23 protein-coding genes are annotated in these 25079 nt (G+C 61.7%); 14 read left to right on the forward strand and 9 right to left on the reverse strand.

From position 1 onward, the window contains the following. Positions 1–339, forward strand: coding sequence for a P-II family nitrogen regulator (locus OIM11_05845; protein ID HJJ00645.1), 339 nt, complete (start codon positions 1–3; stop codon positions 337–339). Between the two features lie 42 nt (positions 340–381). Here OIM11_05845 and OIM11_05850 read toward each other — a convergent pair whose 3' ends face one another. From OIM11_05850 to OIM11_05870, 5 genes are all read right to left on the reverse strand, one after another. Beyond that, entirely contained in the window at positions 382–1377 is a 996-nt protein-coding gene (locus OIM11_05850) for a dimethyl sulfoxide reductase anchor subunit (GenBank protein HJJ00646.1), read from the reverse strand. Positions 1378–1405: 28 nt separating this feature from the next. Then, positions 1406–1918, reverse strand: coding sequence for a 4Fe-4S dicluster domain-containing protein (locus OIM11_05855; protein ID HJJ00647.1), 513 nt, complete (start codon positions 1916–1918; stop codon positions 1406–1408). 10 nt (positions 1919–1928) lie between these two features. Beyond that, positions 1929–4079, reverse strand: a complete 2151-nt coding sequence (locus OIM11_05860) for a molybdopterin-dependent oxidoreductase (GenBank protein HJJ00648.1) — start codon at positions 4077–4079, stop codon at positions 1929–1931. An 85-nt stretch (positions 4080–4164) separates the two neighbouring features. Continuing rightward, positions 4165–4560 carry a hypothetical protein gene (locus OIM11_05865; protein HJJ00649.1) on the reverse strand — a complete coding sequence of 132 codons (396 nt, stop codon included), beginning with the start codon at positions 4558–4560 and terminating at the stop codon, positions 4165–4167. 114 nt (positions 4561–4674) lie between these two features. Then, a complete protein-coding gene (locus OIM11_05870) occupies positions 4675–7437 on the reverse strand; it encodes an ATP-binding protein (protein ID HJJ00650.1) in 2763 nt (920 codons plus the stop codon). A 240-nt stretch (positions 7438–7677) separates the two neighbouring features. On the opposite strand from OIM11_05870, the gene guaA reads away from it, so the two are divergent. Then, positions 7678–8658 carry a glutamine-hydrolyzing GMP synthase gene (guaA, locus tag OIM11_05875; protein HJJ00651.1) on the forward strand — a complete coding sequence of 327 codons (981 nt, stop codon included), beginning with the start codon at positions 7678–7680 and terminating at the stop codon, positions 8656–8658. A 480-nt stretch (positions 8659–9138) separates the two neighbouring features. Here the strand turns inward: guaA and OIM11_05880 are convergent, their stop codons facing one another. Together OIM11_05880 and OIM11_05885 are read right to left on the reverse strand one after the other, a co-directional pair. Continuing rightward, positions 9139–10389, reverse strand: coding sequence for a putative DNA binding domain-containing protein (locus tag OIM11_05880; protein HJJ00652.1), 1251 nt, complete (start codon positions 10387–10389; stop codon positions 9139–9141). Then, positions 10383–10802, reverse strand: a complete 420-nt coding sequence (locus OIM11_05885; GenBank protein HJJ00653.1) for a helix-turn-helix domain-containing protein — start codon at positions 10800–10802, stop codon at positions 10383–10385. Before OIM11_05885 ends, OIM11_05880 begins: the two co-directional genes overlap by 7 nt. A gap of 139 nt (positions 10803–10941) precedes the next feature. Between OIM11_05885 and OIM11_05890 the strand changes: the two genes are divergently transcribed. The 10 genes from OIM11_05890 to OIM11_05935 all read left to right on the forward strand — a co-directional run bounded on the left by OIM11_05890 (position 10942) and on the right by OIM11_05935 (position 18865). Continuing rightward, on the forward strand, positions 10942–11154 hold the full coding sequence (locus OIM11_05890; protein ID HJJ00654.1) for a DNA-binding protein: 213 nt from the start codon (positions 10942–10944) through the stop codon (positions 11152–11154). Continuing rightward, positions 11154–12227 (forward strand): site-specific integrase, encoded by a 1074-nt coding sequence (locus OIM11_05895; protein HJJ00655.1) that lies wholly within the window; start codon positions 11154–11156, stop codon positions 12225–12227. Before OIM11_05890 ends, OIM11_05895 begins: the two co-directional genes overlap by 1 nt. Continuing rightward, the gene (locus tag OIM11_05900) at positions 12227–12613 is read left to right on the forward strand and encodes a hypothetical protein (GenBank protein HJJ00656.1); all 387 of its coding nucleotides are present in this window, start codon (positions 12227–12229) and stop codon (positions 12611–12613) included. Before OIM11_05895 ends, OIM11_05900 begins: the two co-directional genes overlap by 1 nt. Before the next feature lie 164 nt (positions 12614–12777). Next, the gene (locus OIM11_05905) at positions 12778–13350 is read left to right on the forward strand and encodes a YraN family protein (GenBank protein HJJ00657.1); all 573 of its coding nucleotides are present in this window, start codon (positions 12778–12780) and stop codon (positions 13348–13350) included. A 171-nt stretch (positions 13351–13521) separates the two neighbouring features. Then, complete coding sequence (locus OIM11_05910; protein HJJ00658.1) at positions 13522–14283, forward strand: ParA family protein; 762 nt, start codon at positions 13522–13524, stop codon at positions 14281–14283. Continuing rightward, positions 14276–15205: a ParB N-terminal domain-containing protein gene (locus OIM11_05915; protein ID HJJ00659.1), complete on the forward strand. Its 930-nt coding sequence runs from the start codon at positions 14276–14278 to the stop codon at positions 15203–15205. The genes OIM11_05910 and OIM11_05915 overlap by 8 nt, the downstream gene beginning before the upstream one ends. Before the next feature lie 254 nt (positions 15206–15459). Beyond that, complete coding sequence (locus OIM11_05920; protein ID HJJ00660.1) at positions 15460–15888, forward strand: hypothetical protein; 429 nt, start codon at positions 15460–15462, stop codon at positions 15886–15888. Position 15889: 1 nt separating this feature from the next. Next, on the forward strand, positions 15890–17140 hold the full coding sequence (locus OIM11_05925; protein HJJ00661.1) for a relaxase/mobilization nuclease domain-containing protein: 1251 nt from the start codon (positions 15890–15892) through the stop codon (positions 17138–17140). Then, the gene (locus tag OIM11_05930; protein HJJ00662.1) at positions 17137–17709 is read left to right on the forward strand and encodes a hypothetical protein; all 573 of its coding nucleotides are present in this window, start codon (positions 17137–17139) and stop codon (positions 17707–17709) included. The genes OIM11_05925 and OIM11_05930 overlap by 4 nt, the downstream gene beginning before the upstream one ends. A gap of 190 nt (positions 17710–17899) precedes the next feature. Further along, entirely contained in the window at positions 17900–18865 is a 966-nt protein-coding gene (locus tag OIM11_05935) for an Abi family protein (GenBank protein HJJ00663.1), read from the forward strand. Positions 18866–19035: 170 nt separating this feature from the next. Here the strand turns inward: OIM11_05935 and OIM11_05940 are convergent, their stop codons facing one another. Both OIM11_05940 and OIM11_05945 read right to left on the reverse strand, forming a co-directional pair. Further along, positions 19036–20223: an IS1249 family transposase gene (locus tag OIM11_05940; protein HJJ00664.1), complete on the reverse strand. Its 1188-nt coding sequence runs from the start codon at positions 20221–20223 to the stop codon at positions 19036–19038. Positions 20224–20498: 275 nt separating this feature from the next. Then, entirely contained in the window at positions 20499–21686 is a 1188-nt protein-coding gene (locus tag OIM11_05945; GenBank protein ID HJJ00665.1) for an IS1249 family transposase, read from the reverse strand. Positions 21687–21819: 133 nt separating this feature from the next. Between OIM11_05945 and OIM11_05950 the strand changes: the two genes are divergently transcribed. Further along, positions 21820–23895 carry a type I restriction-modification system subunit M gene (locus OIM11_05950; protein ID HJJ00666.1) on the forward strand — a complete coding sequence of 692 codons (2076 nt, stop codon included), beginning with the start codon at positions 21820–21822 and terminating at the stop codon, positions 23893–23895. Beyond that, positions 23892–25079 (forward strand): restriction endonuclease subunit S, encoded by a 1188-nt coding sequence (locus OIM11_05955; GenBank protein HJJ00667.1) that lies wholly within the window; start codon positions 23892–23894, stop codon positions 25077–25079. Before OIM11_05950 ends, OIM11_05955 begins: the two co-directional genes overlap by 4 nt.

Here is a 25079-nt window from a genome sequence, read left to right on the forward strand (position 1 = left end):
ATGAAGCGAATCGTTGCAATCGTACGCACGGAAAAGCTCGAGCCCCTCAAGGAGGCCCTATTCAACGCCGATATCGCGGGCATGACCATCTCGCAGGTCATGGGTTGCGGCAATCAGCATGGCTGGAGCGAGTACTACCGTGGTACCGAAGTGCTGCTCAACATGGTCCCCAAGGTGAAGTTCGAGCTCGTGGTCGATGATGACCGCGTTCAGGATCTCGTGGATATCATCTGCAAGACGGCCCGCACCGGCGAAGTCGGAGACGGCAAGGTCTTCGTGAGTCCTGTCGAAGAGGTCGTACGCATCCGCACGGGCGAACAGGGCGTTGAGGCCATCTAGCCACCTTCGGGCATATCGGATTTGCGCGTGCAGGCGCGGGGATTACCCTCGCGCCTGCGTTTGTCTGCGCATCGGAAAGCGCGAAGTTGTACGAGACGGGTTGCAAAAGCCATAGAAGGCTGCGCGCAGCATGGCCTGTGCGACGAGTGCACACAGCATGGCGAGAACGACGGCGATGATCCGAAACGGGGGCACGAGGCAGGCGAGCACGATGAAGCATGCCGCCGAGAAGCTCAGGGCAAATCCATAGCCGCGCTCGGCCTGCCATGTGACAACGCACGACAGCGCCGCGGGAACACGCCCATGGGGGTTGGCCCCGGTATCGATCTCGAGCGAGAGCCTGTGCATACGCGCGTTGCTGGCATACTTGTCGAGCGCTGCGGCGATGCCGATGCAGACGATGGAGATGAGGGCCGCGATCCACGGAGAGAGCGGAACGTCCATGTACTCCGCGGCAAGCAGCACGAGGCAGCACGCGGCCATGACGCCCACGCGCAATGCGACAGCGAGCAACTCGAACAGCGTCTCGGGACCATTCCACCCCGGTTGTCCCATGACGCGGTAGGCACGCGCGATGACGAAGACGAGTAACAGGCCCACGACGCAGGCGATGGTGCAGGCGCAAAGGGAGAGCCAACCCAATACGAGCGCCGTAAAGGCATCAACGCGTGCAAACGGAAGCGTTCCCGATGCGATGAGCGCGAAAACGAGCCACACGACGAGCACGCCCCAGAACGCCGAAACGGCGAGAATCTCACGCGAGAGCCAGGAGCTCTTCACGTTGGCAAGCGAGCGTGGAGCACGTAGGGGCTTTGCCAGATGCATCACGGACGCAAGCATGCCGACCGTCGTGAAGACGACGGCGAGCGCGGCAAAGCGCCAGCCCCCAAACCACAGCCCCGTGCTCGAGAACGCGACGATGCCTTCCATAAGCGCAACGAAGGCGACGCCGAGCGCCGCAGGCGCGCAGGTGGTAAACGCGATGAGCGGCAGCTCGTCCACGATCATCGTCTTGAGCTTGTATTCCCCGTTGTTCACGAGACGACCTCCATCATGCATCCCCGTGCTAACGAGGCATGCGTTGTGCCGCCTGCTGACGCACCCCGCGCTCGGGCTCGCCAGCTGGTCCGATGCTTATGGCCCCACCACAGCAATTCTCGACACAGGCGGGCTTGAGACCATCACGCAGGCGATCGATGCACATGTCACATTTCTGCATGAGGCCATCTGCGCCAAACTGCGGAGCGCCGAACTCACAGGCCCACGAGCAATAATGGCAGCCAAGGCACTTGCTCGAATCCACGAGCACGGCACCGAACTCGGGGTCGCGGTATATGGCCTTGGCGGGGCAGACGGCCATGCATGCCGCCTCCGCGCAATGCATGCAAGCCATCGAGACATACTGGATGGGACAGCTGGCATCGCGCTCGTAGGTGGTCATGACCTCGCGATAGCGCGGACCGGTGCTACCCGGTTTGTCCTGAGCGTTCGGACGCAGGTTATGGGCCGACTTGCAAGCGACCTCGCAGGCGAAGCACTGTGCGCAGCGATTGACGTCAAAATGAAGTTCGTAGAACATGGCCGCCTCCCTAGAGCTTCTCGATAGTGCCGAGGCACATGGTGTAGTTCGCCTGGCTCGAGATCGGATCAAGATCCTCATCGATGCCGAGATAGTTGTAATTGGCATCGACCCAACCACCGGGGACATAGATCCAATCCTCCCTGAGTATGGGCGTGACCTCGGCCTTGATCGTAATCGACCCGCGCGGCGAACTCACCCTGAGCCAATCTCCGTCCTCGATGCCCAATGCTGCGGCACGGTCGCTGTTGACCATCGCGCGTGCCTCGGGCTGCATCTCGCGCAGCCATGGGATCGTGCGGCGTTGCTCGTGCACGTACATGGGGCCGGAACGGCCCGTGAACACGACATAAGGATACTTCTCGGCAAGTTCGGGCTTGCTGCGGGGAGACTCGGAGCTGTCCTCCCAGTTGGGAAGCCCGTCGAAACCGTTTTCGAGCAGCACCTCGGAGACGATGTTGACCTTGCCTCCCGGTGCACGGAAGCCCGCCTTCGCGAACTTCTCGTACTCGATGATGCCGTACTCGAGCCCATGCGGATGAGCGAGCAGCTGCTCGTAGGTGATGCCCGAGGGCTTGAGGCACTCGTCGATGTACCAGGTGATGTCCTCGCTGGGGAACTCCTCGACAAAGCCGCAAGCGCGCCCGAGCTCGATCATGATTTGCGTGTCCGGCTTGGCCTCCCCCACTTGCACGGTTTTCTGGCGTAGCGTGATCTCCGGGAACCATGAATCGGACTTGAACCACTCGGGCTCGGTGCGTTCGAGATACGTTGCCGCCGGTAAAACGAGATCACCGCACTGGGCGGTCTCGCTCAAATACGGATCGATGGTCGCGATGTAGTCGACCTTGGCAAGCGCAGCCATGGTGACATCGGGCTGCGGTTGCGTGACGACTGGATTGGCACCCTGGAAGATGGCGACCTTGATCTTGCCTTCGGCCATGGTACGCAGAACGTCAGGTGTGGGCAGCAGCCCCTGGCCATTGAAAAGCAGGGGAAAGCGCGAGTCTTCGGGATTGTAGGGCGGAACGTGGAACATCATCGTGGGACCGGCGGGTTCGAAATCGGGCAGCACTTTGTCGATGAGCGTGAACTCCGGATTGCGCGCCGGGCTCTTTTGCGTGAAGAGATCGCAGCCTTCGCGGTCAAGATGGCCCGTGATGGTGCGCAGGATGCAGAGCGCACGCGTGGTCTGCGTGACGTTTACGCGTCCCTCGAGGCCGTGCCCGGAGGTGATGGAGGCCCGTGGCGTGGTCGCGTACTCGCGGGCCAGTGCCGTGATGTCATCGGCCGGAGCGCCGCAAATCTCGGCCGCCCACTGCGGCGTATACGCGATGCCGAGCTTGTTGTCGCCATTGATGTGCGCCGTGAGCTTGGCGAGACCTGGGTCGTTGGTGTACTCGTCGACGAAGTCGCGATCCCAGAGGCCCTCGTTGACGATGACGTGAATCATGGCGAGCATCATGGCGAGGTCGGTGCCGGGCTCGACTTGGATGAAGGTGTCGGCATGCGCGCCAAGGTGGAAATGCAGCGGGTCGATAACGACGAGCTTGGCTCCGCGTTCCTGCGCATCGTAGATCTTCTTGATGGCGGGTGCGCATGAAAACGCCGGTTGCTTGCCCCAGAAGATCATAAGGTCGACGTTAGGATAGTCGACAAAGGACGGCATGCCGCCGTAGGTCATCCCCTCGGCAATCGCACGCGGCACGAAGCACTCCGAGGCGCCCATCCCCACCTCGGTGCCCACGCAGTGCGCGAAGCGCTGCGTCATGTCGTAGGTAAAGCCCCAACCGCAGGCCTGACCGCGGCAGATGGAGACGGACGTGGGCCCGTACTGCGCAACGGCCTCGTTGATGCGCGTGGCCAGTTCGCGAAGCGCCTCGTCCCAGCTAATCCGTTCGAACTCGCCACTGCTACGCTCGCCCACGCGACGCATGGGATATATGACCCTGCGCGGATCATGCGCGATCTGCGGCGCGGCAAGCCCCTTGGAGCACAGGGCGCCGTTCGTGCGCTTGTTGCCGGGAACGCCATGAGCGAACACGACATGGTTGTCGCGCACGTCAACGAACATCGGACAAGTGTTGTGACAGCCACCACACACCGTCGCGATGGTCTCGACCTCCATACCAACAGCCGAACCCTGAACAGCATCGCTCATACGATTGCCCTCCTTCTCGTACATGAAGGCCCGCATGCATGTGCAAGCGGGCCTTTCTTCGCAATAAAATGATCGCACGGGGTGGCTATGACGCCTGGTCACCCCGTGTGAAAATCATCGTTGTCTCGCCGTCATCGCTCGTGAGCTTGCCTTCTGCCAACGTGAAGATGGCATCACCCTCACCGGCAAGCGTGAGCGTCATCTGCGTGGCGCTATTGACCTTCCACGTGGCATCTATGCTCTGGCCAAACATGATGAAGTCTGCCGAGCCATCCTCGTTGAGCGTCATGTTGATGGGCATGTTCATCTGCTTGAGGATTGTCGCGTCCACCGTACCCAGATCCGCATCCTCGATTGTCTCGAGCTCCCAGGCACCGACGAAGTTCGCCTTGGAGTCTCCGCCGCCGCAACCGACAAGCGCGAGGCACAGCGTGCACGCGCAGGCAAGCGTCACGAAAACGGCAACTAGTTTCTTGGCCATGTTGGTCTCCCTCATCGCAATGAAAAAACACGTCGATTATATCGCGATGCACGGGGAATGCCAAAGACTGCGGCACGCCCAATGATGCGTTGCAAAGAAGGCCGTCACCACGCGCTATGCAGGAAGCAGGACACCCTCCAACGCAGTCAGCAAACCGTCAATCTCGATTGGCTTGGCGATGTGCCCATCCATGCCGCAATCAAGCGCCTTCTGGCGATCCTCTTCGAATGCATCGGCGGTCACGGCCAAGATGGGAATGTGCGAGATAACCGGATCGTCCATGGAACGCACGATGGCCGCGGCCTCATACCCGTTCATGACCGGCATCTGGATATCCATGAGCACTAACTGGTAGTAGCCGGGTTCGGCATTGGACAGACGATCGATCGCATCCTTTCCATCAACCGCCTGCTCGACCACGAAACCCGCATCCTCCAACAAGGTGGTGGCGATCTCGCGATTGAGGAGATTGTCATCCACGAGCAGGATGCGCAGGCCATGCAGCTGTTCGGAAAGCTCCTGGCGTGCGTATCCCTCCTGAACCGCAATGGCGTCCTTCTCCAGCACCTCGAGGGGCAACATTACGCTAAAGGTGCTGCCCTCGCCCTTCACGCTAGTCACGCTGATGTCTCCGCCCATCATGTCCACAAGACGCTTGGCGATTGACATGCCCAGGCCGGTGCCCTGCGTGCCAGAAAGCGTCGAAGTCCGCTCGCGCTCGAACGGGTCGAAGATGTGTTTGATGAACGCCTCGTCCATGCCGATGCCGCTATCGGCGATCGTCATCGTGTAATTCGCCTTTCCATCGGCATCCGAGGCGGCTTCGGATATCGAGAACGAGACCGAACCGCCGGAAGGCGTGAACTTGACGGCATTACCGAGTATGTTGAGTAGCACCTGCTTCAGCTTGAGCTCGTCGCACATGACAATCGGATGATGCAATCCGGAGAGGTCGACATCGTAGTGCAGACCCTTCTCGCTGACCTCGGACTGGACGATGGAGCCGAGGTGCTCCGTCACCTCCATGAGATCACACGGCTTTTCCTCGACCGAGGCCTTTCCTGATTCGATACGGCTCATGTCCAAGATGTCGTTGATGAGATCGAGCAAGTGGGTGCTGGAGGCCTGAATCTTGTTCAGGTAGTCCTCGACACGCTCGACATCGTCGATGTGATTGGTCGCCAGCGTCGTGAAGCCGATGATGGCGTTCATGGGCGTACGAATGTCATGGCTCATGTTGGAGAGGAACAGGCTCTTTGCCTCGTTGGCACGGTTGGCGCGCTGTAGTGCCTCCTCGAGCTGTTCCTTTCGCTCGATCTCCTCGCGCGTCTCGCGATCGACGTTGCGCAAGCCCATGACCACCAAGCGGCCATCACCGGAGTCCTCCGCCCATGATCCGGCACGCACGAGCGTCACCTGGCGGTACCCCATCACGCCGTCGACAAACGAGCGGTACATGACGTTGATGCGCTTGCGCTCCTCGAGTTCCTCGCGCACGCGGTCGCGTGCGAGCATGTCGCATAGCATGGATCGATCGTCAGGCAGTGTTCGGATGTTCACGTAGTCGTAGAGGGACTTCTCGTAGGTCAGAGGCCCGTCAAAGATGTCCTTCAGCTCTTCGTCCGCGTCGTCCGAGATGCGCAGGAGCTCTCCCCTGCCGGTATTCAGGTCAAACGAACACACGACCAGGTAGTTTACGCCCAGGGCGCGTATGAAGGACTGTTGGCGCCGTTCACGACGTTCCTCCTCGTGCTTCTGATCGGAATAGTCCAGCAAGAAGCGCTGATACAAAAGCTCGCCTTCTTGCTCTATCAGCTTGGCGCTCCCGAGCACGTGCAGAATCTTGCCGTCCTCGTGATGAACGCTGTATTCAAAGCTCACGCTATCGCCCGCCTGTTTGAGCGTAGCGAACTTCTCGCGTAGCATCTCCTTGTCGGAGTCGACGACCGAATCGGCCACCATGTCGAATCCGTGCGCGAGCAGGTCCTCCTCGGATTCGTACCCGAGAATGTCAAGCGCCGCCTGGTTCACGCCGATGACGCGCGTACCGTCAAGTGTGTGCGTGAGAACGCCGCAATCCATGGCGGTGAACATGTTTTCGAGCGTCTGGTTCTTCTGAAGCAAGTCACGCTCGTAGGCACGCTCTTGCGTCACGTCAATCGCGACGCCCACGGTGCCCATGACGCTACCATCGAGATCGTATAGCGGTGACTTGTAGGTTGTCAGGAGCTTCGTGCCACTGCCGCTCTGAACCACCTCTTCGGAAACGCAGGTCTTGCGCGTGGCCATGACCTGAGCCTCCGACTCGATGCAGGCGGGATCATCTGTCTCGACATCCCAGATGTAGGCATGTCCGCGCCCCTGCACGTCATCCTTCTCCTTGCCGACCGTTTCGCAGAAGCTATCGTTGACCTTCTCGTGAATGCCATCGGCCGTCTTGTACCAGACGAGGCAGGGAATCGAATTGATGGTGACTTCGAGGAACTGCGCGGTCTCCTGCGCATCCGCCTGCGCCTTGCGATGCTGTTGCCAATGATCGAAACGCCAGACGAGCTCCTCTGCGGGCATGCCGTCGGGCCAGACGTCATAAAGCTCGGGCAAGAGGCCCATCGTCTCGGCCGAACGCTCGGGAGCCACGAGCGCGATCACGTCGCAGTGCTCCTCCTTGTCCTCGAGGAAGTCCTGCAAGACCCAGGTATCGACCTCCCTGCCCAGCGAAACGAGCGTGAGATCGGCGTCAAGCGCCACATGCGCATCGAAAACGGGTGCGGAAACGAAGCGGTGCGTGAAGGGAGCGAGAGCGGGAACTGCCCGAAGGGCCTGTACGTTCTCGTCATCGAGGCCGACAAGATAGATGCTGAGTTCCCCTTGGTACATTGACTCATCTCCTCTTCCGCACAATGAGGGCCGGCGTCATCGCGAGTCCGCGATGCACCATTCTGCATATTGTATGATTTCGCGCGCACGCATGGAACGAAAGCGTGCATGTAAACCGCTCCGCGTCGATGCTGCTCCCCCAGTCGGTCGTTCTGCGACCGCTGAAGCGCACCGAGAGACGTGTGATGCGCTAGAATCACGAAAACGAAAATCGACATTACGTCTTCGAGGAGGAAGCGCATGGACCCCAACAAGCGACCCGACGACATGGAACGTATCACGACCCCCGAGCTCGCCCAGGCATTCATCGACGAGCAGGTGCAGGCCATACGCGAGCAGGTCGGCGACCGCAAGGTGCTGCTGGCTCTTTCCGGTGGCGTTGACAGCTCGGTCGTGGCTGCGCTACTCATCAAGGCAATCGGCAAGAACCTCATCTGCGTGCACGTGAACCACGGCCTCATGCGCAAGGGCGAGTCCGAGCAGGTAGTGGACGTCTTCCAGAACCAGATGGACGCCAATCTCGTCTACGTGGACGCCACGGACCGCTTCCTGGACCTGCTGGCCGGCGTCGACGAGCCCGAGACCAAGCGCAAGATCATCGGCGCGGAGTTCATCCGCGTATTCGAGGAGGAAGCGCGCAAGGTCGGCGACGAGGTTGACTTCCTCGCCCAGGGCACCATCTATCCCGACATCCTCGAATCCAAGGACGGCGTAAAGGCGCACCACAACGTCGGTGGCCTGCCCGAGGACCTGCAGTTCGACCTGGTCGAGCCCGTCAAGCTGCTCTACAAGGACGAGGTGCGTGTGGTCGGCCGCGAGCTCGGCCTGCCCGAGTCCATGGTGGAACGTCAGCCCTTCCCGGGTCCGGGCCTGGGCGTGCGCTGCCTCGGCGCCATCACGCGCGACCGCCTGGAGGCGCTGCGCGAAGCCGACGCCATCGTGCGCGAGGAAATGGAAGCGGCCGGCGTGGGCGCCTGGCAGTACTTCGCCGTGGTGCCCGACATGCGCGCCACCGGCGTGCGTGACGGCGTGCGCGCCTACGAGTGGCCGGCGATCATCCGCGCCATCAACACCGTGGACGTCATGACCGCGACGGTGCCCGAGCTGGACTGGGAGCTGCTCAAGCGCATGACCGACCGCATCACCCACGAGGTTCCCGGCATCTGCCGCGTGTGCTACGACCTCACGCCCAAGCCCGTCGGCACCGTGGAGTGGGAATAGTAATAGAACATTTGTTTGTGATTTTCATACGGTTTCTAGCGGTTCCAATGGCGACCGATGACGACATTTCAGAACGTCCGCACCTGCAAACCGCATGATTCCGAAATCAGATAGAAACTCACAAGGCTCCTCGAAAGAATCGAGGAGCCTTTTCGTTTCCGCAGGTAGACGCATGGTCGGTTGTCACCCCATGGCAAACGGGCATGGGTCGAACGAGCCTGAAACGACTCGAACGGAACCGAAGGGAACCGACGCGAACCGAAGAACCTGCAAGCCGACGAGAGGCAATGATGGCGGGAGGCTTGCAGGTGCCGCCGAAAATCGACGAAACTCAAACGAAACTCACCCGGAAAAACGAAACTCAAGAATGACGGATGCCCCTGGCGGAGAGCCTGGAAGTGTCATTCTCGCAAACTCACGAAGACGGTCGGATTTCGCTATTACTCCTCCCGAGTAGCAGCAGAGGGCTTGCGGGCCAAACTACCAATCCCTGGAAGTGGGCAAGCGCAACCCTTCGAGATCGTCCCTGAATTCTTCGAGCATGCGCTTGAGGATGGGAATCGCTTTCAGCTCGCGGGTGGCTTGGTCCTTCGCCTCCTGGGGATAGTCCTCGGGAAGTCGCTCTGCGCCGTACGGGTCGGGGGCCTCTGACATCTCCTCCTCGAATTCGGAATGACGTTCGCGAAGAAGGATCTCGAAGCCTTTACGTTCTTCCTCGTCTTGGAAGATGACGACGGTTTCGAGGAACCGCCTGCGCGCTATCCTGGCATCGCCGTAGTTCTCGTCGAAGAAGAACTCGTTCAGGTTCCAATCCAAAGAATCCCTTGTGTAGTAGCAATACATGAGATTGAAATCCAGGCTGCGCCGATTCCAGCGCACGAAGGAACGCGACGGGGCGGGCGCGAAATACCTGCCGCCGTCGAGGGCGATGCCGAGAGTGTCGAATATGCGAGTCTGGAAATAGCGGATCTCGATCATATACCAGCTCGGACTAGGGTCTGTCTGGTTCAGCATGTAGTACTCGTAGCCGTCCCGCTCGTCGTCCGAATAATGGCAGACGGTAAACTCCGGAGCGTACAGATAATACTTGTCCTCCGTGCCGACCACCTCGGAGAGAAACCTCCAATGCTCCTTGTCTTCGAGCATCACCTTCACCCTCGCAAGAGGAGATTCGTCGAGCGAGAAGTGATGGCGCCAGATGTCCTCCACTTCGTTCCACGACGCTCCTTCGTCTATGGGCGTGTTCGAGTCGACGCGTCGCGTGTGGACCATATGCGCGCGCACTTTCCCCGACCCTTTCGAGAGGGAATAAGGCATATCCTCCCGCCTGCTCACGACGCATAGGATGTCTATTGTTCCCCCGTCAAGCTCCATTGGCTCCACGACCGCGAAGGGAGGCTGACCGTTGTCCCATTTTGTCTTCGAGAGCATATCGACGATCATCTGGTTCGCCTTCCGTTCGGCATGATCATTGTTCTCGACATCGCACACCGAATAGCCCTCTTCCTCGTCTATGCCGATGAAGAGGTACGACACGTCGCTCTCGAGATTGTTGGCAAGGCATAGTATGTCGTGGATCAGCTCGGAATTGTCTTTGTGCCACTCCTTCTTGAAGTCCCAGTAGGCGCCTTCGCGCTTCAATGCGATGAGCTTCGGAGCCTCTTCTTGGATTCTTGATAGAAGGCTGCCGATAAGGCGCGCCCTCGAAATCCTCCTCGAATCGCCTAGCATCCGCCAATCCCCATCTTCCAGGACTCGTATTCCTCGGGGGTTATCTCTCCGCGGTCGAGCGCATCCACCTGGGATTCCCAGGCCTTGATGGCGGCGGCGAGCTTAGGCGCCTTCTCCGCGCCGGGCGCGACGGCGAGCCTGCCTCCGCCGACGGGCCTGAGCCCGAACTCCTCCTCGATCCTGAAGAGGAGCTCGAGGGCGTCCCTGACGGATTCAGCCTGGACGGGCATGAGGGCCTCGGGGGCGACCCCGAGGGCGCCTGCAATCGCATCCAAGGCGGAGCCCTTCAGCGCCCTCCTGCCCGCCTCGTAGTTTCTGATGGCCGCGTCGGTGCAGCCGGCCCTCTCAGCGAGCTGCCGTTGCGTCATCCCCCGCGACTCGCGCAATGCCCGTATGCGGCTTCCCGTCGTCATCTCTCCTCCTCTGATCGTTTTCCCCATGATACTAGAGAACAAAAACGTTCTCAATTTGTCTTGACCGAACATTTTCGTTCTGTTAGTGTCACGAATTACAGAACGTTTCTGTTCTGTTCATCGAACGAAGGAGGAAGATATGGAGCAGAATTCTAAGCCGGTGATCATGGGCGTCGAGGAGGTCATGCACGCCCTCGGCATCAGCAGGCCCTACGCCTACCGCATCATCAGGATGCTGAACTCCGAGATGGAGCAGAGAGGCTACACCACCATCAAAGGGAAGGTGAGCCGAAAGTATTTCTACGAGCGCTTCCACTGCGGAGACGCCGCCCCCAGACAAGAGGCCCGCTGATGCCCGCCTACATGAACGGGAAGACGGGCTCCTGGTACGTCCAGTGCTACTACAGCGACATCGACGGCAACCGCAAGCACAAGGTGAAACGGGGGTTCGCGACCAAGGGCGATGCCTTGGCGTGGGAGGCTGATTTCCTGGCCTCTGCCGACGGGTCCATGTCGATGCCCTTCGAGGCGTTCGTGAAGAGGTACTCCGAAGACGTGAGGCCAAGGCTCAAGCTCAACACCTGGCTCACCAAGGAGCACATCATCCGCACGAAGATAGTGCCGTTCTTCGGGCCGAAGAGGATGTGCGACATCACCCCCAAAGACGTGGTTGACTGGCAGAACAGGATGGTGGGCTCGTACGACGACGAGGGGAAGCCGTACAGCGGCACCTACCTGAGAACCATAAACAACCAGCTGAGCGCCATCTTCAACCACGCGGTCAAGTACTACGGCCTGGGAAAGAGCCCCGCCACCCCGACAATCAAGATCGGCGAGCGGAAAGGCGCAGAGATGAGGTTCTGGACGAAGGAGCAGTACCTCGCGTTCAGCGAGGAGGTGATGGACAAGCCAGCCAGCTTCTACGCGTTCGAGATCCTGTACTGGTGCGGCTTGAGGGTCGGCGAGCTCCTCGCCCTCGAACCGAACGACATCGACCTTGGAAAGTGCCTCATCCACGTCACCAAGAGCTACCAGCGGATTCGGAGGGGGGACGTCATCACCTCCCCCAAGACGCCCAAATCGAAGAGGGATGTGGTCATGCCGGAGTTCCTCGCGGACGAGCTCGCCGATTTCCTCGGATCCATCCCTGAGGAGCGGCGCGCCTGCCGCATCTTCTGCTTCACCAAAAGCTACCTGCACCACGAGATGAAGCGCGGCTGCGCCGCATGCGGGCTCGAGCCCATCCGGATCCACGACCTTCGCCACAGCCACGTCTCGCTCCTCATAGAGATGGGGTTCAGCGCGATCGCCATAGCGGACCGGCTGGGGCACGAGACCTACGAGATGACGCTTCGCTACGCCCACCTCTTCCCCAGCAAGCAGTCGGACATGGCAGCGGCGCTCGACCAGGGAAGGAGGCCCTGATGTCCAGGCCGATCGTCGACTACAAAGGGCGCCGGCGCACCAAGACGATAGCGTTCCGGGTCTCGCCGGAGGAGGACGAGGTGATAAACGCCCTCGTCGCGGCAAGCGGCATGACCAAGCAGGACTACATAACCTCCAGGCTCGAGTGCCGCGACATAAACGTCAGCCCGAACGTGAGGGTCTATAGGATGCTGCGCGACCAGATGAAATCCGTCTACGTCGAGCTCAGGAGGCTCAGGAGCGCCGACGGCATCGACGAGCGCCTCATCGAGCTCATGCAGGTGCTGACGCGCGTGTTCGTCGACCTCGGCGCCGACGAGCTCGGGGCGGTCGGGGACGACGTGGCGCAGCAGGACGCGGCGGTTCTCAGGATGGCGAGGGGCTAGCTCCGCCGGGCGGCCCGGCAAGGGCTTCCCCCGAGCAGCCGACCCTCAGACAGCCTCCTGGGGGCATTCGCGGCACGGCGGGCTCCGTTCGATCGGATCGCCTTGCCTCCTCCTTGGGCATCAAAGGCTCGCACAGCCGCCCGATGCGCCCCGCAAGGGTCGCGATGCTTTTCCGATTTCTTTTGCCGCCCGAGAGAAAAGGCGAAAGCGGCAAAACAAAGCGCCCTCCGGGCTTCGGAAAACCAACGGCCCGATGGGGCGAGGAACGCGCCTTCGCTTCCTCCCTTGCGGGGCGCGGCAGGCGGTGCGGCCCCGATGCCACAAGGCGGGGCAAGGGGCTCCGCCCCAACCGAACGGAGGTCACCATGAACACCAATCCCACTCTCCAGGACAGGGCGGTCGAGGCGGCGGCCCGCTTCCTCGAGGTCCGCGGCTACGAGACGCTCGCGACCGGGTGGAAGTCGCCCGAGACGAGAGGAACCATCGACCTGGTCGCACGCGACCCCGAGTCCGACGACCTCGTGTTCGTCGACGTCTCCGCGCGCCCGAACTCCGGCGCCGGCTTCGGCGACGGGAGGAACGATCGCGAGACGATGGAGCTGCTCGCGGTCTCCTGGCTCGTCGAGAACGACTTCGCCGAATCGGTCGGCGTGAGGTTCGACAAGATCAGCATGATTGTCGTCGGAGAGGACCGCGCGCTGCTCAGGCACCACATCAACGCCTTCGGCGAGGCCTAGGACCTCCGGCCCGCCTGGGCAGGCCCCCTCCGGACGGAGGGGGCCGTTTGCAGGCGGCTCGCCCCATGGCGAACCGCCACCCCATGGCGAACGGTCAGTATTAACAGAACGTTTCCGTTCTGTATACTCGGGGTAAACGCCATCGACGATCGCAGAGAGGACGGAGGAAGCATGAGGACGCTCGCGATATCGAACTACAAGGGCGGGGTCGGAAAGACCACCACTGCAGTCAACCTCGCCACCATCTACGCCAGGCGGGGCCTGAGGACGCTCCTGATAGACCTGGACCCGCAGGCGTCGGCCACGGACTTCTTCGGGCTCTACGACCGCGCCGCGGCCGAGCGTCGGGGAGCCGTCGAGCTCCTCTACGGGAACGCGCCCGTCGGCGACGTTGCCTTCGAAACCGAGGCCGATGGGCTCTCCGTCGTGCCCTCGACCATAGAACTCGTCGACCAGAACGAGCTGCTCCTGCGCGAGCAGCGCCTTCGCTTCGCGCTCGACGACTGCGCGGGCGACTACGACGTCTGCATCGTGGACTGCAGCCCCACGATGAAGCGCCTCGCCTTCAACGCCTACCTAGCCGCTGCGGGCGACGGCATGGTGATCGTGCCGGTGAAGCTCGACTCCACCGTCATGCGCGGCACCGCCCTCACGGTCAGCGCCATCGAGTCCATCTCCGACGCGCTGCGCGTGCCCACGCCCGCATGGCGCATCCTGCGCACGTGCGTGCCCGGGCTCATGACCAACGCGGAGGCCACCGGGGCCGACGTGCTCGACGCGTACTTCCCCGACAACCAGTTCGCCACCGTCATCCACGCGAGCTCGAAGGTCTGCGAGGGAAGCTGGCAGTGGCAGCCCGTCGCGGCCTTCAAGCCGAACAGCCGGCCCGCCAAGGACTACGAGGCGCTCGCCGAGGAGGTGCTCCATGGCTAAACCCACGACATCGGGGTTCACCATCTCCGGGCTGCTCGACAGGAGCGCATCGACCCGCAACGACTACCCCGTCGAGAGGATCCCCATCGAAGAGATAGCCGATCACCCCGCCAACGCCGCCTACTCGATGGACGAGGCCGGCATCGCGCAGCTCGCGAAGAGCATCGAGGAGGAGGGGCTCACCGACCTGCCGCTCGTGCGCAAGCTCGACGACGGCGGCTGGCAGATGGTGAGCGGGCACCGCCGAAAGGCGGCCTACGCACTCCTCGCGAAAGAAGATGAGAAATACGCCCAGATCCCCTGCCGCGTCATCCGGGGCATCACCGACGAGCAGTCGGTCATGCTGCTGCACGCCGCCAACTACTTCGTGCGCAGCCTCACCGTGACCGAGCGCGCGGCGGCGAGCCGTGCGCTCGGCGTGGAGGTCGAGCGCATGCGCGCCGAGAACCCCGAGCTTTCCGGCGTGCGCACCGAGGACATCAAGGCGGCGATCATATCCGAGCAGACCGGACGCAAGGTATCGGGCAAGACCATCCAGCGCCAGGAGTCGCTCGCGCGCAAGATCGAGGAGAGGCTCACGCCCCAGTGGCGCGAGGCCGCGCTCGCGGACGCGCTCTCGGCGGACGCCGTGGGGATCCTCGCCGATCTGGATTCCGATGCGCAGGACCGGCTCCATGCGACATGGCGGGCGCAGCCCCTGGGCAAGAAGGAGACGACCGAGTTCCTCAAGAAGTCGACCGCCGAGCCCGCCGCCGAAGAAGACGTGAAGGGCCCCGCGCCCAAGCCCGCGGCGGCGCTCGCAAGCGCCCTTCGCGCGCTCAGGCGCTACGAGTCGAAGGCGGAAAACCCGCCGAGCGGGCTGGACAGGCAGGTGCTCGAGAAGATCTCGAGAACGGCCAGCAGGCTCCTTGGACGCATTTAGTCCCATGCAGGCGCCCGAAGGGGCTCCTGCACCGTTTCCAGCAAGTAGCCTATCTCGTATACACGAGATAGATGGCGGCCTGGGCGCACGGCGCACCCCGCCCCGGAGCCCAGAGCCCGAAGCGGAGGCGACGCCGCCGGGCGCGCGAAGCTGCCGCAAGCTCCCCGGCCCGCGCCATGCGGGGGATGCCCCGCGCCCCTGGAAAGAGCGCCGCCCGAGCCTCCACCGCATCGGGGCGGCGGAGGATGCGAAGGATGGAGAAGATGACGAAGGTCTTGAGATACGACAACGTGCTGACCGCCCGCGTGAGCGACGCGGACTTCCGCGCGGTCTGTGAGCGCGCCGACGAGGAGGGGCTCACCCGCTCCGAGTACCTGCGCTACGTCGCCCGCATGGTCGCGGACGATGCCGAGAACGCGAAGCGCGGAGGCGTGCTGCTCGACGGACTCTCAATGCGCAGGCTCTCCCGCGAGCTCGTCAGGTGGGGGCACCACTACAACCAGGGCGTGCACGCCCTCAACTCCATCAAGTTCGCGCTGGACCACGGAAGGGGCGACCTGGAGTGGGTGTCCAGCAAGCTCGACGAGTGCGCGCTTCTGCTCGCGCAGGTCGACGAGGGTCGCTGCGAGATGGCGGGCGAGCTTGCCTCGCTCGAAGGCCGTGCCATAGTGGGCGGAGACTAGCATGCCGCTGCTGAAGCCCATAGCCGGCCACACGGGATGCGCCGGCATAAAGCACTACCTCGAGAAGGGAGGGCGCGCCCTCGGGATCATGGTCATGAACTTCGCATGGCAGGAGGAGCGCGCCTTCGAGGACGTCTCGGCCGCCCCGGCCGGGTTCGACTGGGCGGACTCGATGGACGCGACGAGGCGCGCCTGCGGCAACGACACCCCGTATCGGGGCAAGCCGGCGAGGACCTTCAAGCATTTCGTCATGTCGCCCGATCCTCAAGACGGCTTGACCGCAGACCAGGTGGCGGAGCTCGCGAGCGCCTGGGCGCTCAGGCACTTCGCCGACTTCGAGGCGGCGATTGTCCTGCACGACGACAACGAGCGCAGGATCCCCCACGCCCACATCGTCGTCAACAACACCAACCTCGCCACCGAACGCAGGCTGCAGACCCCCGACCCGCTGGAGCTCAACCGCAGCCTTCAGGATCTCGCAGAGGAACGCGGATATCGCTTCATGCGCAACGACACCGTGAGGGAGGAGGACGAGGGGCAGACGCGCAAGGCGACGCCCGCGACGCTGCAGAGCGTATACATGCGGCGCGCCGAGCGGGAGATCCAGAAAGAGGGTGGCTACTCGTGGGTCGCAGACATCCGCAACCGGGTCACGGTGGCCAAGGCGCTCGCCCGCAACGAGGACGAGTTCATGGCCGTGCTCGAGGCGCTCGAAGTGGATGTTTCGCAGAACTCGGAGAAGTCGTGGCGACGTGACTGGATCTACTCGCTTTCAGACCACCCCACCTGGCGCATCGGAGGCGAGAAGCTGGGGCTCTCCTTCGGCCAGGAGGCGCTCAGGCGGCGCTTCGACAGGATCGCCGCCTGGCACCCAGCCCCGGCGGCATCCCGACGGATACTCTCCGAAGCCGAAAGCGCCATCGAGCTGAACGACCTGTCGGAGCTGGAACGTCTCGCCGGCGCGATAGAGGCGTTCATGTCCGCGAACGCGCACAGCCTGGCAGACCTCGACAGGAGGATCGAAAGGCTCGAAGGCCGCGCCGACGGCGATTCCGCCGAACGGGCGGAAGCGCTGCGCGAGGTGCGCGCATACGCGGCGGCGAACAGGCTCCTGCCCGAAACCGCGCAGACAAGGCGGCAAAGGCAGCCGCAGGGCGAGGAAGCGCCCGTCAGGCGCGGCGACGCGAAACCGCGTAGCCGCGAGACGCAGGCACAGCAGGAACGGCGGCGAGAAAGGAGGGAGCTCCGATGAGGGTGGAGGTCGCCTACCGCGGGCGCATCGAGGCGTTCGACACCGACCGTTTCACCGAGGCGCAGCCGTTCTCGGGCAAGAGCATGCTCGCCGATCTCACGCTCGACTACGCAGACGTCGAGAAGAAGGGCCTCTGGCTCACGGCGCACTGCTACGCCGCGAACGAGGCCTACCGGACAGACGGCGGAGAGGCCCCCGAGGCGAGGCGCGAGAAGGGCTGGAGGTTCCAGCTCGCCACCCCGAGAGAGGCCGCCGGAATCGAGAGCGTCACCCTGGACGGCTCGACGGTGCTCGCGAGGCTCTTCGGCGAGCTCGTGGACGTCGCCAGGGTAGATCGCGCTTGCGCCCTCTTCGTCGGGCCCGGAGGGTCGCTCGCCAGCCGCATCGTGAGGCTGAGCGGCTACCTGGCGAACGACGACGAGAGGCTGGCGGCAAGCCAGGCGCTCATGGCGGAGGCGGTCGGCGTCACTCCGCTTACACTCGAAAGGGCGGTCGAGGCCGAAGCGGCACAGGAGGTGCCAGCAGACGACATGGAAGACGATTGGATGGAAGGATTCGGAAATGATTAAAGCGGTGTTCAGGGGAATCGGGGCGTTCGTCCGCTGGATGTTCAAGGCGGTGTTCCGGTTCATGTAGGCAAGGCGCACCTTCCAATCGCCGTTTCACGCGCAATTGCATGCGAAAAGAAGGATAATTGAGAAACGGCGCGCATTCCGTCCCTCGAGACCGATCCCTATCCAAGCACGAAAGATCGAAGCTATGAACGAAATCGCAGAAGATAATAAAAGAAAGCCCAAGCTCACCGTCGAGGAGCAGATAGAGCACCTGAAGTCCAAGGGCGTGACCTTCGAGCTGTGCGACGAGGGAGAGGCCTCTCGCATCCTCTCCGAGCAGGACCACTACTTCCGCCTCGCGGCGTACCGCGTGCTCTTTCCCAAACGGGTGGGCGGCAAGCACGACGGCGAGTATGCCGAGCTCGACTTCGGGCAACTGGTCGACCTCGCGGGGATAGACCAGGAACTGCGCAGGTTCCTGCTGCCGCTCACACTCGACGTGGAGAACGCCGCCAAGACAAAACTCGTCGAGAAAATAACCGACAATCGCAACGAGGACGGCTACTCCGTCCTCGCCGACTACCTCACGCACCTCAACCACGCCGAGCGCAACAGGCGCGAAGGCGAGATCTCGCGCTTGGAGAACGACGCCTACCTCGGACCGCTCGTCGAGCGCTATCCGCTAGACGAGATGCCGGCATGGGTGTTCCTGGAGCTGTCGTCGTTCGGCGCGTTTGCCAGCTTCTACCTCTTCTGCGCAAACCGATGGGGCGATACGGAAATGAGAGATGACCATTACCTTCTCAGGCGAGCGAATTCGCTCAGGAACGCCGCTGCCCATTCGAGCGCCATCATCAACGGCTTGGGTATCTCCTCGGCCACGTCGACGAGATACCCCGCATCGGTCGCGAAAGCGCTCGGCGACGCAGGTGTCTCGAAGCGCCTGAGACGATCCAAGATGCGCAATCCGCGAGTGCTCCAGACGACGGTGCTCGCCTATGCCTGCAACCGTTTCGTCACCCGAGAAAGGCAGGCGAGAGCATACGACGGATTCCTGGCATTTAGGCAACGTGCAGAGGAGAACTCGGATTGGTACAGGGGGAACACGACTATCATCTCGGCATACGACTTTCTGTCAAAGGTCTTCCAGGCATGGCTGAGCCAACGGTGATACTGGTAAATCCTATATGCTCGATTTGACAAACGGGCCGCAATCACGATAATTATAGCCAGACAGAAACCTTCGGGTTTGCGGGGCGGGATCGCGAAAGCGTTTCTGCCCTATTTTTTTGGGGTATGTAAATATAGGGCTATGTTTCAAAAAGTGTGTCCGGCGGGACATCACTGACGGTACCTCGTCGGCATGTGAAACTCGTTCCAGTCGATGGCCTTCCCATACCTCTCCGGGCTTCCATCCGAATGCCGGCCCTCGCCCGAGACGGTTGCGAAAAGCCCGTCGACGTCTTCGTCCCTCGGCATGCGGCGCAGGATCTCCGCCGGGCTCTCGGGCTCTTCGGTGTGCATGTAGCACCACCACATGACGGCCTTCACGCGGTGCAGCAGCGGCAATCCCCGATGCAGCCTGAGCATCTCCCTCAGTTGCGCGTTCAGGCTCTCGATCGGGTTGTTGGTGGAATCCCAGCGCCCGCCGCGCTCCCTTTGCATCTCGATGAATGTGAAAAGCGTCCCTTCCTTCACCAGGCGGTTGAGGCTTCCCCTGGCCCGCCGCAGCCTCTCGTGCGTGTAGACCCTCCTGCCGTCTTTCACCGTGAACTCCTTCAGGAACTCGCTCCAATCGGAGCACCACTGCGCGTAGTCGACGAGCCACTCCCTCATCGCGTCCTCGTCTTTGGCCCTCGTCAGGCGGTTCGCGATGCCCAGGAGCTCGCGGCCGCACTCGAGCTTGGGACTCTTGGTCGTGTAGCGCTTGACCTGGCGCGCGGCATGCACGACGCAGCGCTGTATCCTGGTGCCGGGCCATACGGTGCGCGCCGCCTTCGCGAGCCCGGTGGATCCGTCCGACACCACCAGCATCGGAGCGGGTATCCTCATCATCAGCGCCGCCCAGGAGCTCGAGCACTCCCTTTGCGCCAGGTGCCATGCGATCACGTGCTCCTTGGAGCGCGCGACGAGCACGACGGCGTCGTGGGAAAACCAGATGCCGTCGAGAAAGACCGTGTCGAAGACCTCGCCGGTGAAAGGGGCGATGGGCCAAAGCTCCCAGAACCCGGCGCACTTTCGCCAGAAGGTCGACCTGCTGTATCCGAGATCGGCGATCGACCTCTTGGAGAGGATCCAGGCAAGGAAGGCCCGGAGCAGCTTGGCGGCGTTGTCAATCCTTCTCGTCTTGGAGGCACCGCACGACTTGCACCGCCAGCGCTTGGTCCCTGCCTTCGTGTATCCGTTCCCCTTCATCTCGCTTCCGCAAACGTCGCATCTCGGGCTACTCAAGGCGTCATCCTGTCCACTAGGCAACTTTTCCCTTCGGAAAGCTTGCCTGAACAGGCACGTCAAGAGGAAAGCGGACACACTTTTTGAAACACCTTCGAGTTGGGCGATTCCAACTCAAGGACCTGATTTGCTTGTGTTCAACTGGGGTAACGGGTCTTATTCGGACACACTTTTTGAAACATAGCCCTAAATATACTGGTTGAGTTCGTTAAATCAGTGGTTGGTGATACCACTTACCAGATTTGTTGAACAATTGGTTGGCCATTAACCCAAATGAGGGACCTAGGTTGTAAAATACATGGTTGGGAATGTATTTTACGGGCTATGTTTCAAAAAGTGTGTCCGGCGGGACATCACTGACGGTACCTCGTCGGCATGTGAAACTCGTTCCAGTCGATGGCCTTCCCATACCTCTCCGGGCTTCCATCCGAATGCCGGCCCTCGCCCGAGACGGTTGCGAAAAGCCCGTCGACGTCTTCGTCCCTCGGCATGCGGCGCAGGATCTCCGCCGGGCTCTCGGGCTCTTCGGTGTGCATGTAGCACCACCACATGACGGCCTTCACGCGGTGCAGCAGCGGCAATCCCCGATGCAGCCTGAGCATCTCCCTCAGTTGCGCGTTCAGGCTCTCGATCGGGTTGTTGGTGGAATCCCAGCGCCCGCCGCGCTCCCTTTGCATCTCGATGAATGTGAAAAGCGTCCCTTCCTTCACCAGGCGGTTGAGGCTTCCCCTGGCCCGCCGCAGCCTCTCGTGCGTGTAGACCCTCCTGCCGTCTTTCACCGTGAACTCCTTCAGGAACTCGCTCCAATCGGAGCACCACTGCGCGTAGTCGACGAGCCACTCCCTCATCGCGTCCTCGTCTTTGGCCCTCGTCAGGCGGTTCGCGATGCCCAGGAGCTCGCGGCCGCACTCGAGCTTGGGACTCTTGGTCGTGTAGCGCTTGACCTGGCGCGCGGCATGCACGACGCAGCGCTGTATCCTGGTGCCGGGCCATACGGTGCGCGCCGCCTTCGCGAGCCCGGTGGATCCGTCCGACACCACCAGCATCGGAGCGGGTATCCTCATCATCAGCGCCGCCCAGGAGCTCGAGCACTCCCTTTGCGCCAGGTGCCATGCGATCACGTGCTCCTTGGAGCGCGCGACGAGCACGACGGCGTCGTGGGAAAACCAGATGCCGTCGAGAAAGACCGTGTCGAAGACCTCGCCGGTGAAAGGGGCGATGGGCCAAAGCTCCCAGAACCCGGCGCACTTTCGCCAGAAGGTCGACCTGCTGTATCCGAGATCGGCGATCGACCTCTTGGAGAGGATCCAGGCAAGGAAGGCCCGGAGCAGCTTGGCGGCGTTGTCAATCCTTCTCGTCTTGGAGGCACCGCACGACTTGCACCGCCAGCGCTTGGTCCCTGCCTTCGTGTATCCGTTCCCCTTCATCTCGCTTCCGCAAACGTCGCATCTCGGGCTACTCAAGGCGTCATCCTGTCCACTAGGCAACTTTTCCCTTCGGAAAGCTTGCCTGAACAGGCACGTCAAGAGGAAAGCGGACACACTTTTTGAAACACCTTCGAGTTGGGCGATTCCAACTCAAGGACCTGATTTGCTTGTGTTCAACTGGGGTAACGGGTCTTATTCGGACACACTTTTTGAAACATAGCCCTATTTTACGCAGAGAGGTCCGACCATGGCCGATAAGACCGCGTTCGACTACGTTAATGAGATATGGAGCATCGCGAACTACGTGCGCGACGTCATCCGCCCCGCCGACTACAACAAGCTCATCCTTCCCTTCGCTGTGCTGAGGCGCTTCGAGTGCGCCCTCGAGCCTACGCGGGCGGCCGTAAGCAGACAGGCCGCCAAGGGAGTCTGGGACGACGACGACCCGAAGTACTGCGCCCTCTCCGGCCACTGCTTCTACAACGTCACGAGCTTCACGCTCTCCAACCTCGGGGCGACGAAGACCTGTGACGCCCTCATGGCCTACATCAACGGCTTCTCCGTGAACGCCCGCGAGGTCCTGCAGCGCTTCGAGATGCGCCAGACCTGCGAGAAGCTTGATGAGAAGGGCATGCTCTACGAGGTGTGCACACGCTTCTCGGGCTTCGACCTCGGGCCCGAGACGGTCTCCGACCGCATGATGACCGACATCTACGAGCACCTCATCCAGCGATACGGCGAGGAGATCTCGCAGGACGCCGAGGACTTCATGACGCCGAAGGACGTGGCGAGGCTCGCCACGGCGCTCCTGTTCGCGAACGAGGACACGCTCCTCAACGCCGACAACGGCGACATCCGCACGCTCTACGACGGCAGCTGCGGCACCTGCGGCTTCATCTGCGACGCGCTCGACCAGCTCGACGAGTGGCACGACAAGGGGCACTTCAAGAGCCCAACCAAGATTGTCCCCTACGGCCAGGAGCTCGAGGACGCGACCTGGGCCATGGGCAAGGCCGCGCTCATGCTGCGCAATATCGCCGGGGGCTCGGGAGACGTGCTCGACCAGATGACCGACCTGTCGGCCGGCATCATGCTCGGCGACACCCTCGACGACGACAGGTTCGAGGGACGCACCTTCAACTACCAGCTCACGAACCCGCCCTACGGCAAGGAGTGGAAGAAGGAGAAGGACGCCGTCCTCGAGGAGATGGGCCGTGGGTTCGATGGCAGGTTCGGCGCCGGCAAGCCCGACATCGACGACGGCAGCATGCTCTTCATGCAGAACGTCGCGGCGAAGATGGCCCCTCCCAAGGAGGGCGGCGGGAAGGCCGCCATCGTGCTCTCGGGCTCCCCGCTGTTCAACGGGGATGCCGGCAGCGGGCCATCGGGCATCCGCCGCTGGCTGTTCAGCGAGGACCTCGTCGACTGCATCGTGAAGCTGCCGACCGAGATCTTCTACCGCACGGGCATCGCAACCTACATCTGGGTGCTCAACAACCACAAGCCGGAGAACCGCAAGGGGTACGTGCAGCTCATCGACGCCTCGGAGGAGAAGACCGCCCTGCGCAAGAGCCAAGGGAACAAGCGCTACGAGATCGGCGAGGACCAGGCCGCGTGGATCGTGCGCACCTACGTAGACGGGCACGACCACGGCAGGTCGGTCATCGTCCCGGTCGAGAACTTCATGTACCGCAAGGTGACCACGCAGCGCCCGCTGCGCGTTGTCATTGAGCCCTCGGTCGATGGGCTGGATGCCCTCTTTACCCTCAGCAAGCCCATGGAGAAGCTGTCGGACGCGAGCCGCGCCGCCATTCGCTCCTGGGTTGAGAAGAACGAGGGCGCCTCGCTCACATACAGCGAGGTCCTGGCTGCGACCGAGAAGCTTCACAAAGCGATCGAAAAGCCCAAGCCACAGAAGGCCGCCCTCGCCGACGCCCTCGTCAAGGTCTTCGGACGTCGAGACCCGTCCGCGACTCCCGCAATCGATGCGAAGGGCAATCCGGTGTTCGACCCCGAGCTCAAGGACACGGAGAACGTTCCAATCGGCATGGAAATCAACGACTACATGGCGACCGAGGTGCTGCCCTACGCTCCCGACGCCGTGGTGGACGAGTCCGTAAAGGACGAGCCGAAGTACGACGCCAAGAGCGGGCTCACGGCCAACCCGCTCGGCGACGGCGGGGTTGGCGTCGTCGGAACGACCATCTCGTTCAACAGGTATTTCTACAAGTACGAGAAGCCTCGCGACCCGCAAGTCATCGCTAAGGAGATCCTCGAGCTCGAGGACGGCCTCGGCGAGCTCATGAGGGGGTTCCTGGCATGAGGGAGACGAAGGACAGTGGCGTTGACTGGATCGGCGAGGTGCCGGTCAACTGGGAAATCGTTCCGATAAAGGCGGATGTTTCAATTGGACATGGCTCCGACCCCACAACGCCTGGTGATATTCCGGTTTGGGGCAGCGGGGGCGAACCCTTTAAAACCTGTGGCGAGCATAAGAATGGGCCAGCGGTGCTTCTTGGACGAAAGGGAACATTAGATTGCCCCCAACTTGTTACCGGGCTCTACTGGAACGTCGATACAGCTTTTGATGCGAAAATCACAAGTAAAAAGCTCTCACTGAAGTTCTTCTACTATGCTGCAACCTGTGTTGACATTAAGCCATATATGACCAACACGGCTAAGCCGAGTATGACTCAATTTGACTGGGACAATTCGAGAATCCCCCGCCCTCCACTTGCGGAGCAGCGACGAATCATCTCATACCTCGATGAGCGCTGCGCGGCCATCGACGAGGATGTCGCGAAGCGTCGCGATGTCATCGGGAAGCTCAAGGAATACAAGAAGTCACTCATTGCGCATGCCGTGACGAAGGGCCTCGACCCGAACACAGAGATGAAGGACAGCGGAGTCGACTGGATCGGCGAGGTGCCGGCGAATTGGCGTCTAACGAAAATCGGACAGGTCTATGACCTGCGCAACACGAAAGTCAGCGATTGCGATTACGAGCCATTGTCCGTAACCATGCAAGGCATCGTTCCTCAACTTGATAGCGCTGCCAAGACCGATGCGCATGACGATAGGAAGTTGGTTATGGAGGGAGACTTCGTAATCAACAGCAGGTCAGATAGACGTGGATCATGCGGAATAGCAAGACAAGATGGCTCCGTATCCCTTATCAATACGGTACTTATCCCCCGAGAACATATGGAGCCACGCTTCTATGACTGGTTGTTTCACACGACCCTATTTGCTGATGAGTTTTATAAGAACGGTCACGGAATAGTAGACGACCTTTGGACCACAAAATGGGCAGAGATGAAGGGCATCACCATAGTTGAACCCCCATTTGAAACGCAAATAACCGTCGCGAACTACCTCGACGAGCGCTGCGCGGCCATCGACGAGGCAATCGCCCGCCAGGAGCAGCTCATCGAGAAGCTCGGCGAGTACCGCAAGTCCGTCATCCACCACGCCGTGACCGGCAAAATCGACTGTATGGAGGCCTAA

It is taken from the genome of Coriobacteriaceae bacterium, from assembly GCA_025992705.1.
Classification (GTDB): domain Bacteria; phylum Actinomycetota; class Coriobacteriia; order Coriobacteriales; family QAMH01; genus QAMH01.